Origin of the sequence: Sphingopyxis italica (assembly GCF_011926545.1) — a bacterium.
Lineage (GTDB): Bacteria > Pseudomonadota > Alphaproteobacteria > Sphingomonadales > Sphingomonadaceae > Sphingopyxis > Sphingopyxis italica.
On the sequence record NZ_JAATIT010000001.1, the window covers coordinates 1017134 to 1033170 of the forward strand.

General features: G+C 67.6%; 12 protein-coding genes and 1 pseudogene. 7 read left to right on the forward strand and 6 right to left on the reverse strand.

Annotation, left to right across the window (positions count from 1 at the left end):
* Positions 1 to 27 precede the first annotated feature (27 nt).
* The 6 genes from GGR90_RS04495 to GGR90_RS04520 are packed head-to-tail and all read left to right on the forward strand — an operon-like array spanning position 28 to position 6166.
* Positions 28 to 1329, forward strand: a complete 1302-nt coding sequence (locus GGR90_RS04495; protein ID WP_167919664.1) for an MFS transporter — start codon at positions 28 to 30, stop codon at positions 1327 to 1329.
* Entirely contained in the window at positions 1326 to 2237 is a 912-nt protein-coding gene (locus tag GGR90_RS04500; protein ID WP_167919666.1) for a TIM barrel protein, read from the forward strand. Before GGR90_RS04495 ends, GGR90_RS04500 begins: the two co-directional genes overlap by 4 nt.
* 11 nt (positions 2238 to 2248) lie before the next feature.
* On the forward strand, positions 2249 to 3076 hold the full coding sequence (locus tag GGR90_RS04505; RefSeq protein ID WP_342449886.1) for a 3-keto-disaccharide hydrolase: 828 nt from the start codon (positions 2249 to 2251) through the stop codon (positions 3074 to 3076).
* On the forward strand, positions 3076 to 3633 hold the full coding sequence (locus GGR90_RS04510; protein ID WP_167920814.1) for a gluconate 2-dehydrogenase subunit 3 family protein: 558 nt from the start codon (positions 3076 to 3078) through the stop codon (positions 3631 to 3633). Before GGR90_RS04505 ends, GGR90_RS04510 begins: the two co-directional genes overlap by 1 nt.
* Positions 3630 to 4469, forward strand: a complete 840-nt coding sequence (locus tag GGR90_RS04515; RefSeq protein ID WP_167919670.1) for a sugar phosphate isomerase/epimerase family protein — start codon at positions 3630 to 3632, stop codon at positions 4467 to 4469. Before GGR90_RS04510 ends, GGR90_RS04515 begins: the two co-directional genes overlap by 4 nt.
* A 20-nt stretch (positions 4470 to 4489) precedes the next feature.
* The gene (locus GGR90_RS04520) at positions 4490 to 6166 is read left to right on the forward strand and encodes a GMC family oxidoreductase (RefSeq protein WP_167919672.1); all 1677 of its coding nucleotides are present in this window, start codon (positions 4490 to 4492) and stop codon (positions 6164 to 6166) included.
* On the opposite strand, the gene GGR90_RS04525 is transcribed toward GGR90_RS04520, so the two are convergent.
* The 3 genes from GGR90_RS04525 to GGR90_RS04535 all read right to left on the reverse strand — a co-directional run bounded on the left by GGR90_RS04525 (position 6163) and on the right by GGR90_RS04535 (position 8398).
* Positions 6163 to 7458, reverse strand: coding sequence for a CitMHS family transporter (locus GGR90_RS04525; RefSeq protein ID WP_167919674.1), 1296 nt, complete (start codon positions 7456 to 7458; stop codon positions 6163 to 6165). The two genes, GGR90_RS04520 and GGR90_RS04525, sit on opposite strands and share 4 nt — an antisense overlap.
* Positions 7459 to 7569: 111 nt before the next feature.
* A complete protein-coding gene (locus GGR90_RS04530) occupies positions 7570 to 7881 on the reverse strand; it encodes a DUF4387 domain-containing protein (RefSeq protein ID WP_167919676.1) in 312 nt (103 codons plus the stop codon).
* A complete protein-coding gene (locus tag GGR90_RS04535; protein ID WP_209023558.1) occupies positions 7874 to 8398 on the reverse strand; it encodes a hypothetical protein in 525 nt (174 codons plus the stop codon). The genes GGR90_RS04530 and GGR90_RS04535 overlap by 8 nt, the downstream gene beginning before the upstream one ends.
* 77 nt (positions 8399 to 8475) lie before the next feature.
* Here GGR90_RS04535 and GGR90_RS04540 point away from each other — a divergent pair.
* Positions 8476 to 9099, forward strand: a pseudogene (locus GGR90_RS04540) (isocitrate/isopropylmalate family dehydrogenase); the annotation flags it as partial.
* 16 nt (positions 9100 to 9115) lie between these two features.
* On the opposite strand, the gene trxA reads toward GGR90_RS04540, so the two are convergent.
* The 3 genes from trxA to addB are packed head-to-tail and all read right to left on the reverse strand — an operon-like array spanning position 9116 to position 16023.
* Positions 9116 to 9436 (reverse strand): thioredoxin TrxA, encoded by a 321-nt coding sequence (trxA, locus tag GGR90_RS04545; protein WP_167919678.1) that lies wholly within the window; start codon positions 9434 to 9436, stop codon positions 9116 to 9118.
* Between the two features lie 33 nt (positions 9437 to 9469).
* A complete protein-coding gene (addA, locus tag GGR90_RS04550) occupies positions 9470 to 13006 on the reverse strand; it encodes a double-strand break repair helicase AddA (RefSeq protein WP_245198389.1) in 3537 nt (1178 codons plus the stop codon).
* Positions 13003 to 16023, reverse strand: coding sequence for a double-strand break repair protein AddB (addB, locus tag GGR90_RS04555; protein WP_167919680.1), 3021 nt, complete (start codon positions 16021 to 16023; stop codon positions 13003 to 13005). The genes addA and addB overlap by 4 nt, the downstream gene beginning before the upstream one ends.
* Positions 16024 to 16037: the final 14 nt, after the last annotated feature.

Sequence of the window (16037 nt, forward strand, 5' to 3'; positions counted from 1 at the left end):
ATAACCGCCAAGCGGGGAGAGGGACGCATGACTACGACATTGCACAAGGGCCGGTTATTCTGGCTGGGCGTGCTCGCGCTGTTCACCGCCGCGGCGAGCCTTGCGATCCGCGGCGCGATCGCCAGCGGGCTCAAGGCCGAATGGATCGACCCGGTCGCGCCCTTGCAGGCGGGCGAGCTGATCGCCGCCGCGCTGGGCGCCGCCTTCCTCAGCTTCGCGATCACGCTGTTCGTTGCGAGTGCTTTGCTCGACCAGATCGGCATGAAGCGGTGTCTCGCGGGAGCGGGACTGTGCTTCATCCTCGGCCCGTTGATGATCGTCACCGCCGGCCATGTCGCGACCGGCATGACCATCTATTGGCTTGTCTGGACGGGCATGCTGCTCAGCGGCATCGGCTGGGGGCTGACCGAAGCGGCGATCAACCCGCTGACCGCGCAGCTTTACCCCGAAGACACGACGCACCGGCTCAACGTGCTGCACGCATGGTTCCCCGGCGGCATCATCGTCGGCGGGCTTGCCGGCTTCTTCCTGTCGGCGACCTTGCCGTGGCAGGGGATCATGGCGCTGGTGATGATCCCCGCCGCCGCGACCGTGATCATCGCCGCGACGACGACCTTTCCGCCGCCGCTGCGCGAGCAAAGCGGCGTCAGTTTCGGCGAGATGATGGGCGAGGTGTTCCGCCGTCCGAGCTTCTTCATCTGGTTCGGCGCGATGTTCCTGACCGCGGCGTCCGAACTGGCGCCCGGCCAATGGATCGACGTCGCGCTGTCGAACCGCGTCGGGATGCGCGGCATCTTGCTGCTCGTCTATGTCAACGCGTTGATGTTCATCTTCCGCCATTTCGCGGGGCGGCTCGCCAACAAAATCTCGAACCCCGGTCTGCTCTGGGTGTCAAGTCTGCTCGCGGCGATCGGCCTGTTCATGCTGAGCCAGGCGCAGTCGCCGGCGGCCGCGATCCTCGCCGCCACCGTCTGGGGGCTCGGCGTCTGCGTGATGTGGCCGACGATGCTCGCCTCGGTCGCCGAACGCTATCCGCGCGGCGGATCGTGGGCGATGGGTCTCGTCGGATCGGCGGGCGCGCTCGCCAGCTTCTTCGTGCTGCCGCAACTCGGCGCGATGTTCGACCGCGCCAAGATCGAGTTCGCCGGCGGTCCCGAGGCCTTCGCGCGGCTGACCGGTGCCGCCAAACTGGCGGTCGAGGATGCGGCCGCGTCGCTGTCGTTCCAGCGGCTGGCGATCCTGCCGATCATCCTGCTCGCCGTGTTCGGCTTCATCTGGCTGCGCGAGCGCGGCAAGTCGCGCGCGGCGCTCGCGGGTGAGGCGGCGTGAAGTTTTCACGTCGGACAATGCTGGCGGGCGGCGCCGTCGCGGCGGCAGCCGCAGCGACGGCGGCGCGCGGCGCGGTGCCGTCGAACGCGGCCCGCTTTTCGCTGAAATACGCCCCGCACGAAGGCAGTTTCAAAAGTCGAGGGAGCCGGCTCGGACAGATCGCTTTTGCCGCCGATCAGGGCTTCACCGCGTGGGAAGATAATGAGGCGGCCGGCCGTTCGGTCGCCGACCAGAGTGCGATGGCGCGGGCGCTGCAACAGCGCGGCATGACGATGGGCGTATTCGTTGCGAGCATGCCGCGATGGGGCGATTTCCGGCCGCAGCTCGGCGGCAACGACGATGCCGATCGCGAACGTTTTCTGGCCGACATCCGGGCTTCGGTCGACGTCGCCAAGCGGCTGAACTCGAAACATATGACGATCGTCCCCGGCTTCATGGACCGCAAGCTGCCGGTCGAGATCCAGACCGCGCGCGTGATCGACGTGCTGCGCCGCGCCGCGGAAATCTATGAACCGCATGGGCTGGTCATGGTGATGGAGCCGCTCAACACGCTAGTGAACCATCCCGGCGTCTTCATGTCGACCGTGCCGCAAGGCTATGCGGTCGCGCGCGCGGTGAACAGCCCGGCGATCAAGATATTGGCCGACCTCTATCACGAGCAGATTCAGGCCGGAAATCTGATCAACACGCTGGAGAGCTGCTGGGACGAGATCGCCTATATCCAGTTCGGCGACAACCCCGGCCGCAACGAGCCCGGGAGCGGCGAGATCAATTATCGCAACATCGTCCACTGGCTGCGCGCGAAGAATTTCGCGGGCGTGATCGGCATGGAGCATGGCAATTCGGTCGAAGGCCGCGCGGGCGAGGAGCGGCTGATCGCCGCCTATCGCGCGATCGACGCGGCATGAGGGAGAGACAAGTGAATCGTTTCGCATGGGCCGCGGCCATCGCGGCCGCCATGGCGGCGGGCAGCCCCGCCGCCGCAGAGGAAAAGCCCGGGTTCAAGGACACGCCGATGCTGCCCGGCGGGAAGTGGCATGTGCATGATTCGGATCGTCCGCATCCGGTGGTGGTGACGCCCGGCGCGGTTCCCGGCGCCCCGCCCTCCGACGCCATCGTCCTGTTCGGCGGCCAATCGCTCGATGCGTGGCAGGCGCAGCCGACGCCGTGGGTCGTCAAGGACGGCGCGGCGACCTCGGTCCCCCGCGCCGACGGCAAGGGCGAAAATGCGCTGGTCAGCAAGCAAAGCTTCGGCGATGTCCAGCTCCACCTCGAATTCGCCTCGCCCAACCCGCCCACCAAAACCTCGCAGGATCGCGGCAACAGCGGCATCTGGTTCATGCAGCGTTACGAGGTGCAGATCCTCGACGGCTATCAGAACCCGACCTATGCCGACGGCACCGTCGGATCGATCTATGCCTGGAAGCCGCCGCTGGTGAACCCCTCACGGAAGCCCGGCGAATGGCAGAGTTACGACATCATCTTCGAACGTCCGCACTTCGGACCCGACGGCAAGCTCGTTCGTCCCGCCTATGTCACCGCCTTCCTCAACGGTGTGCTCGTGCAAAACCGCCAGCCGTGGCTCGGCAGCACCGTCTGGCGCAAGGTCGCCACATATGAGGCGCATGGCGATGCCGCGCCAATCCAGCTTCAGGACCATCATTCCCCGGTCTCGTTCCGCAACATCTGGGTGCGCCCATTGCCCGAGGCGGCGGCAAGCCATGATTTCGAAGGCGAAGTGAAATGATCATCGATCGCAGAGACGCGCTCGCGGGCATGGCCGCGATGTTCGGCGCCAGCCTGTTCGCGCCGATCGCCCGCGCGGCGGCCACGCAGGTGACGCCGATCAGCGCCGGCCCGCCCTCCTCGCCGGTGTTCACGCCGCCGCAGCGCGCGCTGATGACCGCGCTCAGCGAGCGGGTGATGCCGACGACCGACACCCCCGGTGCGATCGCCGCCGGCGTCCCCGAATATATCGAGAAGCTGCTCGCCGATTGGGCGAGCCCCGACGACCGCAAACCGATCCTCGCGGGACTCGACGCGATCGAGGCGCGCAGCCGGGCCGATTATAAGGTCGCCGCCGACAAGGCGACGCCCGCGCAGCAGGACGCGTTGCTGACGCTGGCGATGGAAGACAGGCTGCCCGGCGGCGCCGACTTTTTCGACAAGTTCCGCCAGCTCGTGCTCACCGGCTATTTCACGTCGGAAGTCGGCATCACGCAGGAACGCGAATATCTCCCCGTCCCCGGGCGCTACGACGGCGCCTATCCCTATTCCGAGATCAAGAAGGTGTTTTCGTCATGATGATCGGCAGGCGGCAATGGATGGCGGGCGGCGCCGCGCTCGCGGCAACACTCGCGGCGGGGCCACTCATGGCAAAGAGCCTCAAATCAAAGCCGATCGGCATCCAGCTCTACACCGTGCGCGAACTCTTCGCGAAGGACCCGATGGGGACGCTCGAACAGGTCGCGGCGATCGGCTATCGCGAGGTCGAATATGGCGGCGGCGGTTACGACAAGATGGACCACGCCGCGCTCCGCAAGACGATGGAGCGGCTGGGGCTGACATCGCCCTCGATCCACGTCGGCTATGAGGCGCTCGCGAGCGATTTCGACGGCGCGGTCGCGATGACCAAGGCGCTGGGTGCCGACACGCTGATCGTCCCCTATATGGGCGACGCGCATCGCAATGCCGAGGGATGGAAGGCGGCGGTCGCCGATTTCAACCGCTATGCCGAGCGGCTTAAAAAGGCCGGGCTGGGTTTCGCTTATCATAATCATGATTTCGAGTTCACGATGAAGCCGGGCGGCGTCAGCCTGTTCGACACGCTGATCGCCGACGCCGATCCGGCGCTCGTGCAGATCGAGCTCGACCTGTTCTGGGCGGTTGCCGCCGGCGAGGATCCGAAGGCGATCATCCGGCGCCTGGCCGGGCGCATCTATGCCTATCATGTCAAGGACCGCACCGCCGAGGGCAAGATGACCAGCGTCGGCAAGGGCGTGATCGATTTCGCCGACATCTTCACGCTCAACGCCGTCGCCGGCGTCAAGCATTTCTATGTCGAGAATGACCAGTCGCCCGCGCCTTACCTGCCCGACATCACCGCCAGCTTCAGCGCGCTCAGCCGCCTTCGCGCCTGACCGATATTCGAGGATATGACATGACAGACCAGTTCGATGCGATCGTCATCGGCTCCGGCGTGAGCGGCGGATGGGCGGCGAAGGAATTGACCGAAAAGGGCCTCAAAGTGCTGATGCTCGACCGCGGGGTGATGGTCGAACATGGTGCCGATTATGATTATGACGGCCGGCCGGCCTATGAGATCCCGGCGCGCGACAGAATGCCCGAACCTTTGGTCAAGAGCGATTATTTCATCGCCACCCACGGCTATGTCTCGCCGTCGACGCAGAAATTCTACAACAACGACCGGCTCAACCCCTATGCCTATGACGAGGGCGAGAAATTCTACTGGATCCGGCCGGGCGCGGTCGGCGGCAAGTCGCTGATCTGGGGGCGCTGGAGCTTTCGCTGGTCGCCGGAGGATTTCGAGGCGAACAAGCGCGAGAATGTCGGGATCGACTGGCCGATCCGCTATGACGACATCGCACCCTGGTACGATTATGTCGAAAATTATATCGGCGTGTCGGGGTCGCGCGAAAATCTGCCGCAACTGCCCGACAGCGCCTTCCAGCCGCCGATCCAGATGAACGTCGCCGAGAAATGGGTGAAGGAGCGGCTCGAGGCGACGTCGCCGGGGCGCAAGCTGATCAACACCCGCCTGTCGAACATGACCGAGGACAAGGAGGATCAGGGCCGCAGCAAATGCCAGTTCCGCAACCAGTGCGGCCGCGGCTGCTCGTTCGGCGCCTATTTCTCGACCCAGGCGGTCACCCTGCCCGCGGCGCGCGCGACCGGACGGCTGACGCTGCGCTCCGACGCGGTGGTCTCCAACCTCGAATATGATCCGAAGACCAAGAAAGTCACCGGCGTGCGCGTCGTCGACACCAAGACGAAGCAGGCGGAGGTGATACCCGCGCGCCTCGTCTTCCTCTGCGCCTCGGCGATGGCCTCGACCCAGATATTGATGAACTCGCGCATCCCCGGAACGGCCAAGAGCCATTTCGACGCCAGCGGCACCTTGGGCCGCTATGTCATGGACCATATCTTCCGCGTCGGCATTTCGGGCGACATAGCCGGGATGACCGACTATATCGAATATGGCCGCCGCCCGGGCGGGGTTTATGTCCCGCGCTTCCGCAATGTCGGCGGCGAGGAAGGCGTGGGGTTCAAGCGCGGCTATGGCTATCAGGGCAGCGCGCGGCGCGATCCGCTGCCGCCACAGGGCTTCGGCGCGTCGATGAAGCACGGTATGCGCGGCTATGGCCCGTGGAAATTCGGCATGGGCGCATTCGGCGAATGCCTGCCCTATGAGGATAATCGCGTCAGCCTGCACGCCGACAAGGTCGACCGTTTCGGCATCCCGCTGATGCGTTTCGACGTCACCTTCCGCGACAATGAGATCCGCATGATGGACGATGCGCGCAGCGAAGGCGAAGCGATGCTGCGCCGGGCGGGCCTCACCAACGTCACCAGCGGGCGCAGCGAACATGTGCCCGGCGACGCCATCCATGAAATGGGCGGCGCGCGCATGGGCGCCGATCCGCGCCGCTCGGTGCTCAACAAATGGAGCCAGGCGCACGACGCCGCCAATCTGTTCGTCACCGACGGCGCCCAGATGGCCTCGATCTCGTGCGTCAACCCGTCGCTCACCTTCATGGCGCTCACCGCGCGCGCGGCCGATTATGCCGTAAAGCAGCTCAAGGCGGGTGCTATTTAGGCCAGTGGTATCGCGCCGGTGACGATGGCCGCGAGGGTCAGCGTCAAGCTGATCCCGATCGCATATTTGAGCGCGAAACGCTGTGCGTCGGCGACGTCGACGCCGAGCAAGCCGCACGCCAGATAGACGGGCGCGAGCAGCGGGCTCAGCGAATGGACGGGGCCGCCCATCAGCGACGCGCGCGCGATCGCTTCGGCGGAAGTGCCATAGGCCTCGCCGGCATGCGCCAGCACCGGCACGACGCCGAAATAATAGGCGTCGTTCGACATGACGAAGGTGAGCGGCAGCGCCAGCAAGGCGGTGATCGGCGCGAGATAGGGGCCGAAACTCTCGGGTACGCCCGACAGCAGCGACCGCGCCATCGCGTCGGTCATTCCGGTGCCGCCCATAATGCCGGTGAAGGCGCCGGCCGCAAAGATCAGCACGACCACCATGACCACATTGTCGGCGTGCGCCGCGATCCGCTCGCGCTGATCGGAAAGCCGCGGATAGTTGACCGTCAGCGCCACGGCGAGCGCGCCCATGATCAGCACCGGCAAGGGCGCGAGTCCGGTGACCATCCCCGCCATCAAGGCGGCGGTCAGCAGCAGGTTGAACCAGAACAGCCGCGGCCGCCGCTCGGGCCGGTCCGCCGCGACGGGCGGCGCGGGCATCGCGGGGCCGTCCGACTTCCAGCCCAGCCGCGCCCGCTCGCGCGTCCCGAGCCACCACGCGAGCGCCGCGAGCGCCGCCAGCGCGATGAGCATCGCCGGGACCAGCGGCAGGAAGACGTCGTGAACAAGATCGACCTTGACCGCGGCGGCCGCGCGCGCCGAGGGTCCGCCCCAGGGCAACAAGTTCATGATCGCATTGCTGCTGCCCAGAAGCGTCGCGAGGATCAGCGGGTTCATCCCCACGGCCCGGTAGAGCGGCAGCATCGAGGTGATGACGATCAGCGCGGTCGTCGTGCCGTCGCCGTCGAGCGACACGAGTGAGGAAAGCGCCATCGTCCCGATCGCGATGCGAACCGGATCGTCGCCGACCATCGCCAGGATCCGGTTGACCAGCGGATCGAACAGCCCCGAATCCATCATCACCGCGAAATATAGCACCGCGAACGCCAGCATCGTCGCGATCGGCGCCACATCGAGTATGCCGTCCAGCATCATGTCGCCGATCCGCGGACCGGCGCCGGCCAGAAGGCCGCCGACGATCGGAACCGCGATCAGCGCGGCGGCCGCCGACATCCGCTTGGCCATGATCAGGATGATGAACAGCAGGACGGTCGCGAAACCCAGCAGCGCCAATGTCATCGTGAATATCCTCCGGGAGCACGGCTCTCGCAGCCAACACGACAAATCCATCGCAGAAGCCGGCGTCGATCCGCCATATTATCTATCCTTCGCCGACCCTGACCAGCGGCGTCAGCCGGCGAGTTCGGCATCGAGCAGCGGCACATATTGCTGTCCCGAGTGCATGTCGCGTTCGACCATGCCGCCCTGCGGCGTGGTGCGCGGATAGGAAATCTTGATCATCGACAGATCGTCGACCGGAATCCGCTTCACCATCGCCGCCTCGGCGCCATAGAGGCGCGCGAAACTGTCCGCCGAAAGCGCGGGATCGTCGTGATAGCGGGCGAAATTGCCCGGCCCGTCGAAAAATATGTCGAAGGTGACCCAGAAAGGGCCTGCATTCTTCGACCGGATTTCGTGACAGACGTCGCGGAGCTTAACCATGGACCGCCACCTTGCGCGCTTCGGTGGGCCGGGGCGCCAGATCGATATATTCGATCCGGACCAGCTCGAACGGGTCGTCGAGCGCGACGATATGATTCAGCCGGAATTCGAAAAACTGGCCGCACGGCACGTCCGCCGGGCTCAGCATGAAGCCATAGCTCGGTATCTCCTTGTTCATCACATTGGGAAAATGGAAGAAATAGGGATTGCAGGCGTGTGCGATCGCAGTGGCCAATTCCTGCGTGTCGGCGGTGGCGACGAAGATCATGCCGATTTCCGGCGGCGGCGGCGTGCCGGGGGGCACGGGCTTGCCGTCGATGCCATTCCATCCGTACATGCGCAGCGAGATATGGAATTCGCCGAGCTCTTCGGCCGGAAACGATTTGCGCGTGCGGTCGTAAAGCGCCGCCAGCAGCTTGTCGTGGAAATTCCCGATGTCGGTCAGCACTTCGGGATCGCGGATGCCGACGAGCATCATCGTTTGATACTGGCCCGCGCTCGCGCCCTCCAGCTTCATCGAATAGGGTCCGGGTTCCCATGCCGATCCGCTCACCGAAACGGTGCGCTCGTCCTTCTGAACATAGCGCGCGCGCGGGCACCGACCGCGAAGTCGTCATGCAGGAAACGGTGATGACGCGGATCGGCACCGACCGGATTCTGAAATTCGCCTTCGACCTCGCGCAGCGGCGCGAAAAACGCCATCTGACCTCGGCGACCAAGTCGAACGGCATTTCGATCACCATGCCCTATTGGGACGAACGGGTCGAAGCGATGGCGGTCCATTATCCCGATGTAGCCTGGGACAAATATCATATCGACATTCTGACCGCGCATTTCGTCCAGCACCCCGACTGGTTCGACGTGGTGGTCGCGTCCAACCTGTTCGGCGACATCCTGTCCGACCTCGGCCCCGCCTGCACCGGTACGATCGGCATCGCTCCCGCGGGAAACATCAACCCCGAGCGCCGCTTTCCGTCGCTGTTCGAACCCGTCCACGGCTCGGCGCCCGACATCGCGGGTCAGGGGATCGCCAATCCGGTCGGGCAGATCTGGTCGGCGTCGCTGATGCTCGACCATCTCGGTGAGCTTGAGGCGGCGAAGGCCGTGCTGCGCGCGATCGAAGAGGTGCTCGCGTGCCCGCAATATCGCACGCGCGACCTCGGCGGCGCGGCGAGCACCGCCGAATGCACCAGCGCCATCATCGACGCGCTCGAATGACGCGCGCGAGCTGTTGTTAAAGCGCGCCTTCGAGCCAGCCCTTGAGCGCGCTCTTCGGCGCCGCACCGACCTTGGTGTCGGCGATCTCGCCATTTTTGAACAGGATCATCGTCGGGATGCCGCGCACGCCATATTTGCCCGGCGCGTCGGGATTTTCATCGATGTTGATCTTGGCGATCACGACCTTGCCCGCGAGTTCATCCGAAATCTCTTCGAGCGCCGGTCCGATCATCTTGCACGGGCCGCACCATTCGGCCCAGAAATCGACGAGCACGGGGGTGTCGTTGTCGATGACGTCGGCCTGAAAGCTCGCGTCGGTAATCGCTTTGGTACCCATAGTCAGAACTCCTGAAACTCTATTGCCCTCAAGCTAAGGCGTCGGCGCGTCCGGCTCAAGGGCTGAACCCGGCAAATTCGCCTTGGTTGCCGCCAAGCCCGGCTTGTGCGCGTCGAGCAAGGCGTCGCCGAGGACGACCAGCCGCGGCGCGGCGGTATAGAGCAAGGCCGCCTCGACACGCCGCCCCGGAAAGATTACCGCCAGCGCGTCGCGATAGGCCGCCATCTGGCGCAGATAGGCGGGCGCGACCTCGGCGGCGCCCGCCGGCACATGCCGCCCCGTCTTGTAATCGACCACCGTCACCGCCGTATCGGTGACAAGCAGCCGGTCGACGATTCCCGCGACGACGACGCCGTCGACCACCGCCGACAGCGGCACCTCGGCAAGGCTACCGGGACCGAACAGCGCGGCGTGCGCGGGATCGTCCAGCACCGCCAGCACCTCGTCGACCATCGCCGCGCGCGCGGCGGCGTCGAGGGGCGATGCCTGCGCCGACAGCCAGTGCAGCGCGGCGGCGCGGCGGCGCTCGGGCCGGACGGGCGGCAGCCGCTCGAACAGCGCGTGGAGCAGCAGCCCGCGCGTCACAGCCGCCGCGCGCTCGCCACCCTGCGGCGGCGAAGCGACATCGTCCTCCCCGAGCGCAGACGGCGCAAGCGGGCGCGGCGGACGCGCTTCCTCGGGAGCGGGCTGAGTGGCCCAGCGCGGCACGACGACCGGCCCCGATGCCTGCCGCGCCTTCTCCTTCGGCGGGCGCGCCCATTTCTTGGGCTGCACCGCATGGACGCGCTTGCGCCCCCAGCGCGGCCCGGCATCCTGCCAGTCGGCGCCCATATCGGCCATCACCGCATCGACCGCGCTATGCCAATTGTTATCGGGCAGGCTGCGGTCGGCGGTCTTGGTGATCCCGGTGACGACCAGCAACTCCTCGGCGCGCGTCATCGCGACATAGAGCAGTCGCCAATGCTCCTCGCGCTCGGCCGCCTCCTTCGCGTCATGCGCGTTGGCGATCGCGCCGTGGCGTTCGTCCTTGCCGAGCGCGAACACCGGCAATTTCTCCCACTCGCCCATCGACAGATCGAAGCTCAGCCGCCGCGGCCGCGGGTCGTCGGTCGCATCGGCGAGGATGACGATCGGCGCCTGCAGCCCCTTCGATCCGTGCACCGTCATCACCCGCACGACGTCGCTGCGCGCCTCGCTCTGGCGTTTGATCTCGGCCGTGCTGGCGGTGATATGGGCGAGGAAGCCGAGCAGCGACGGCGCTTCCTGCCGCTCGAAGGCGAGCGCCTGCCCGAGCAGTTCGTCGATCGGATCGCGCGCCTCGCGGCCAAGGCGGCGATAGAGCTTGCGCCGCCCGTCGAGCGGCCCCGACAACAGCGCGTCGAGGAAACGAAAGGGCGTGGTGAAGTCGGCCATGCCGAGCCATCCGCGCAGCGCCGCCATCGTTTCGGACGGAGCTTCGCCTTCGCGCGCGCGCAAGGCTTCCCACAAGGCGCGGCCCTTGCGATCATGGGCAAAGCGAAACAGATCGTCCTGCGTCCAGCCGAGCAGCGGCGAGACGAGCAGGTTCGCGAGGTTGAGGTCGTCGAGCGGCTGGACCGCGAAGCGCATCGCCGCGAGCAGATCCTGCACCGCGAGCGATTGCGTCAGCGAAAAGCGGTCGATCCCCGCGACCGGCACATGCCGCGATTGCAGCCGCGCGACGATCCGCGCCGCAAGGTCGCGGCGGCGGCGGACGAGGATCAATATGTCGCCCGGCGCGACGCTCCGCCCGTCCTTGCCATGTTCGATCCAGTCCTGAACCTCGTCGGCGATCGCGCGCGACAGGAGCAGGCTGGCGGGGTCGCTCGCCGCCACGGAGGAATCGTCCGACCCCGCTTCGCCTTCGCTTTCGTCGCTCTCGCTTTCGTCATCGGCGCTGGCGCCGGCATCGATCGCCTTGCCGACGGGCAGCGGCTCCCACAATTCCACGCGGCCCGCGCGGTCGCGGTTGAAATCGGCGGGAATGTGCGGCGGCTCGTCGCTCGCCAGCCCCATCAATTCGGTCGCGCCCGCCGCGATCCACGCGTCGACGACGTCGAGCACCGCGGGGCTCGACCGGTAATTGGTGTCGAGATCGACATCCTCGAACGGCCGCCCGCCCGCCACCGCGCGCTCGCCGAAGCGGATGCGCGCCGCCTCGAACGCCGCGGGCTCGGTACCCTGAAAGCCGAAAATCGCCTGCTTGCGGTCGCCGACGGTGAACATCGTGCGGACCCGGTCGTCCTTGGCGCCCAACCCGGCAAAAAACTCCGCCGCCAGCGACAGGATGATCGCCCATTGCCGGGCATTGGTGTCCTGCGCCTCGTCGACCAATATATGGTCGGTGCGCTGGTCGAGTTTGAAGCGCACCCACTCGCCGAAATCGCCGATCGCGAGCAGGTGGCCCGCGATGCTGATCAGGTCGTCGAAATCGGCATAGCCCTTCTCGCGCTTGGCGAGCGCATAGGCCTCGGCGAAGCGGCTCCCGAGGTCCCAAGCCGCCGCCAGTTCGTCGGCGACCTGCATGGCGGCCGCGGTCGCCAGCAATTCGTCCGCCGCAGCGACGATGCGTTCGGCGGCGGCCCGGCAGCCGCGCATCCCGCCCTTGTCCTTGACATAATCGGCGCGCATGTCGCCGGTCGCGGTGAGGAAGCAGCCGCGCACCGCGGCCAGCATCGCGGCGCGTTCATGCACATCGGCGCGCGACCAGTCGCCCATCATCGCGGCGCGCCCTTCGCCGGTTTTCGTCCCCCAATCGCGCCCGCTGGCCGCGACGGCGGCAATATCCCCGTCGGCGATCGCGCCGCCCGCCAGCGCCGCCGCCTGCCATTCGACCGGATCGCCGTGCGGCAGGCCGAGCCGCGTCCGCAGATCATGCGCCTTGGGCGCCAGACGCGGGGCGTTCGCCGCGGTGAAGCTGCTCGCGCAGCGGGCGAGGAAGGCGATGGCGGCATCCTGCCCCAGCCGCCGCGACAGCATCGCGGCGACGCCGCGCATCGCATCGCCATCGGCGCCCGGCTGCGCCAGCAGCTTGCCCAGCACTTCGCGTTGCAACGCCCCCGCCTCGCCATCCTCGAGCGCGCGGAACCCCGGCAATATCCGCGCCTCAAGCGGAAAGCTCGCCAGCAGGGTCTGGCAAAAACTGTGGATCGTCTGGACCCGCACGGCGCCGCCGGGGCTGTCGATCACGGTCGCGAACAAGGATCGCGCACGCTGCATCAGCGCCGGAACGCCGCGATCGTAACCGATCAGGTCGAGGTCCAGCCCCAAGGCCTGAAGCTCGGTGCGCAGGTCGCCATCGTCCATCCGCACCCACATCGCCAGCCGCTCGTGGATGCGGTGCGCCATTTCGGCGGCGCCCGCCTTGGTGAAGGTGATGCACAGGATCGCCTCGGGCGACACGCCTTCCAGCATCAGGCGCAGCACGCGTGCCGACAGCACCTGCGTCTTGCCCGTGCCCGCCGACGCACCGAGCCAGACATGATCGCCCGGCTGCGCCGCCGCGCGCTGCCCCCGATCGAGCATTTTCAACAGCTTGTCGGGATCGATCATGTCGGTCGCTCCTCGTCCGCACGGTCGTCGGTGTCGCCGCGCCCGAACCATTCGTCGCGGCGCATCAGCTGGTCGAAATCGGCATAACGCTTGCCAGCCTCGCCCGGAACGAAGGGCTCCTGCCCCCGCAAGTAGTGCGCCATCAGGTCCGCGAGAACCTCCTGGGCGCGCTCGACGACCGCCGCCGCGGTGGGGGGATTGGGCTTTTGCCCGCGGATCGCCTTGACCGCGCCATCGACGCCTTTTTTCCGGTCACGCCGCAATTCCCAATATTCAAACGCATCGACCGTTTCGGGAGCGAGGTCGCCGAGCCCCGCCTCCTGCGCGAGCAGCCCGAGAAGACCAAGCTGGCTGTTCAATCCGTCGCCGGTCGATTTGGCCGACGGCGCCGCGCCCGTCTTGTAATCGACGATCGCGAGTGTCCCGTCGGCCGTCTGGTCGACGCGGTCGGCGGTCCCGTGCAGCCGGATGCCATCGACGACCAGTTCGCCGCGCACCTCGCCCGCGACCGGCCAGCGTTCGTCGCGCGACGCCCATATGCGCTCCGCCGCCCAGCGCAGCGACGGCTCGATCCGCGGCAGCCAAAAGGCACGGGCGAGCGAATCGAGCGCCGGGTCGGAACGCAGCGCCGCGAGTTCGGCATCGAACGCGGCTTCGGTCAGTCCCGCCGCCTGCCAGTCCTGCAGGAATTTATGGACACGGATGCCGAACCATTTGGCGTCGGGGCCGCTGCTCAAGGGATCGAGTTCGCTCAGCCGCAAGATCTTCGCCGCGTAAAAGGCGAAGGGATCGCGGGCGAGCTGGTCGACCCCGGTGACGCTGATCGCGGTCGGCCGCGCCGCGAGCGGCGGCGCCGGGCACGGTTTTTCGGCCGGCGCGCTGGTGCCCGGCGGCACGTCGAGAGCGGCGGCGAGCGCCGTCACGCTTTCGCCGCCGACTCGCGCCTCGGGCAGCTCCCCCGCCAGCGCCGCGAGCCGCAGCCAGAAGCGCGAGGCCACCGCGGGATCTCCGCCGCTCCGCTGCGCGCGCGTCACCACCACCTCGCGCGCCGCGAAAGCGCCCGCGAAATCATGCGCCGCCGCGCCCTGCTGGCGCTCGGGCGCGGCGAGACCGAGCATCCGACGAATGCCGGGCGCAAGCCATGGATCGGGGCTCTGCTGCTGCGGCCAGCGACCTTCGTCGAGCCCGCCGAGAATCATCAGATCGGCGCGCTGCAGCCGCGCCTCGAGCAAGCCCCAGATGAACAGCCGCGGATGCCCGCCATAGGGCGGCCGCACGCGCTCCCCCGACAGGAGGTCCGCCAGCATCGCGGGGAAATCGGCGGGCAGGGCGAGCGCCGGCCCGTCGCCCTTCGCCAGCGCCCAGCGATCGAACAGTTCGGACAGCGCGCGCCCGGCATGGCCCGTCCACACGCCCTCGCCGGCGAGCCAGCCGAGCGCAGCCTGCAACGCGCCGAGCAGCACCGATGGCGGCGCCGGAACGCCCGCCGCGAAGGGCGCCATCACGACGCCGAGGCCGGCGGCGACATCGCCCCACCATTCGCCGATCGCCTGCGCCTCGGCGTAACAACGCCCCTTCGGATCGGCGGCGCGTTCGGCAATCCGCGCCGTCACGCCGCCCCAACCGGGAACCAATCCCGGCCCGCGCAGCACCAGATCGAGCCGCCGTACCTGATCGAGCCAGCCGCGCCGCGCCGCGCCTGCGCGCACCAGCGGATGCCCGAGCAGGCCGACGAGCCGCACCGGATCGAACGCCGCGGCGAATTCGGCGAGCGCGAGCAGCAGCGCGCCGGGCGGCGTCTGGCCGAGCGGCTGCCCCGCGCTATCGTCGACCGCAATATCCCAGCGGGCCAGCGCCGCCGCCACCCGCGTCGCGAGCGCGCGGTCGGGGGTCACCAGCGCCGTGGTGCGCTCGCCCGTTTCGAGCGCGTGGCGCATCATCAGCGCGATCCCCTGCGCCTCCTGCCCGTCGTCGGCGAAGACGGCGGCGCTGACGCCGGCGATGCCGGATGCGAGATCCCCCGCCCGCTGCCAGCGCGCCGTATAGGCGGCGGGCGCGAAGAGCAGCGAGGTGAAGGAAGCGCGCGCATCGGGGCCGTCGAACGGTGACGCGGCGGGCCACTCCATCACCTCGTCGCGCGATACGCCCATCCGGCCGAGCAGCAGCTTCAGATGATATTGCGGATGCGTTTCGAGCGGGCGCTCTCCCGGCTTGTCGGGATCGGCCTTGACCGGCCCGAGCGCGTCCCATTCCTCGTCCGCCATGCCCAGATCGAGCCCCGGCAGGACGACCATGCCGGTATCGAGGTCAGCGACGGTGCGGAGCAGCCGCGCGATCGCGGGCGCCGCCGTCGTCACCCCCGCCGCGACGACGAAACGCGCGGGCGGCGCCACGCGCCACCCCTTGCTCACGCGGCCCAGCAGCCGGTTGCGCCGATCGGCACGGTCGATATGCCCCGTCGCCCCGAGCATCGCGGGCCACGCATCGACGAGCAGCGACAGCCGCCGCCACGACGCCTGCCAATGCCCCGCGAGATCGCCGAGTGCGCTTTCGATGTCGGCGAGCCGCGCCGGCGCGACCTCCTCATAATGAAGCTGGTCGATCACGCGCCCCAGCCCCTCGGCAAGCTGGAACGCCGCCGCCCCCACGATCGCGTGCTCGCCCGGAACATTGTGCTTCTCGATCAACCCCGCGAGCATCAACCGCCGTTTCAGCGCGTCGATCGCGGGGGGAATGGCGTCGCTCTCGTCGATCGGGTCGAGAGCAAGGGCAACCGATTCATCGAGATCGGCATCGCCGATCACCGCGAGCCGCGGCATCAGCAGCCCCGCGCCGCCGACACGCACGAATGCCGCCTGCACCGCGCTGCGCGCGCGGTTGCTCGGCAACAGAATCAACCCCTCGGCCAGTCCCAGCGCGCCGTCGGCGTAACGATCGATCAACCCCGCCGCGAGCGCGTCGGCAAACGCCCGCTGGACCGGGATAGAGAAAATGGTGGGCCGGCCAGTCGCAGCCATTTCAATCCTTTTCG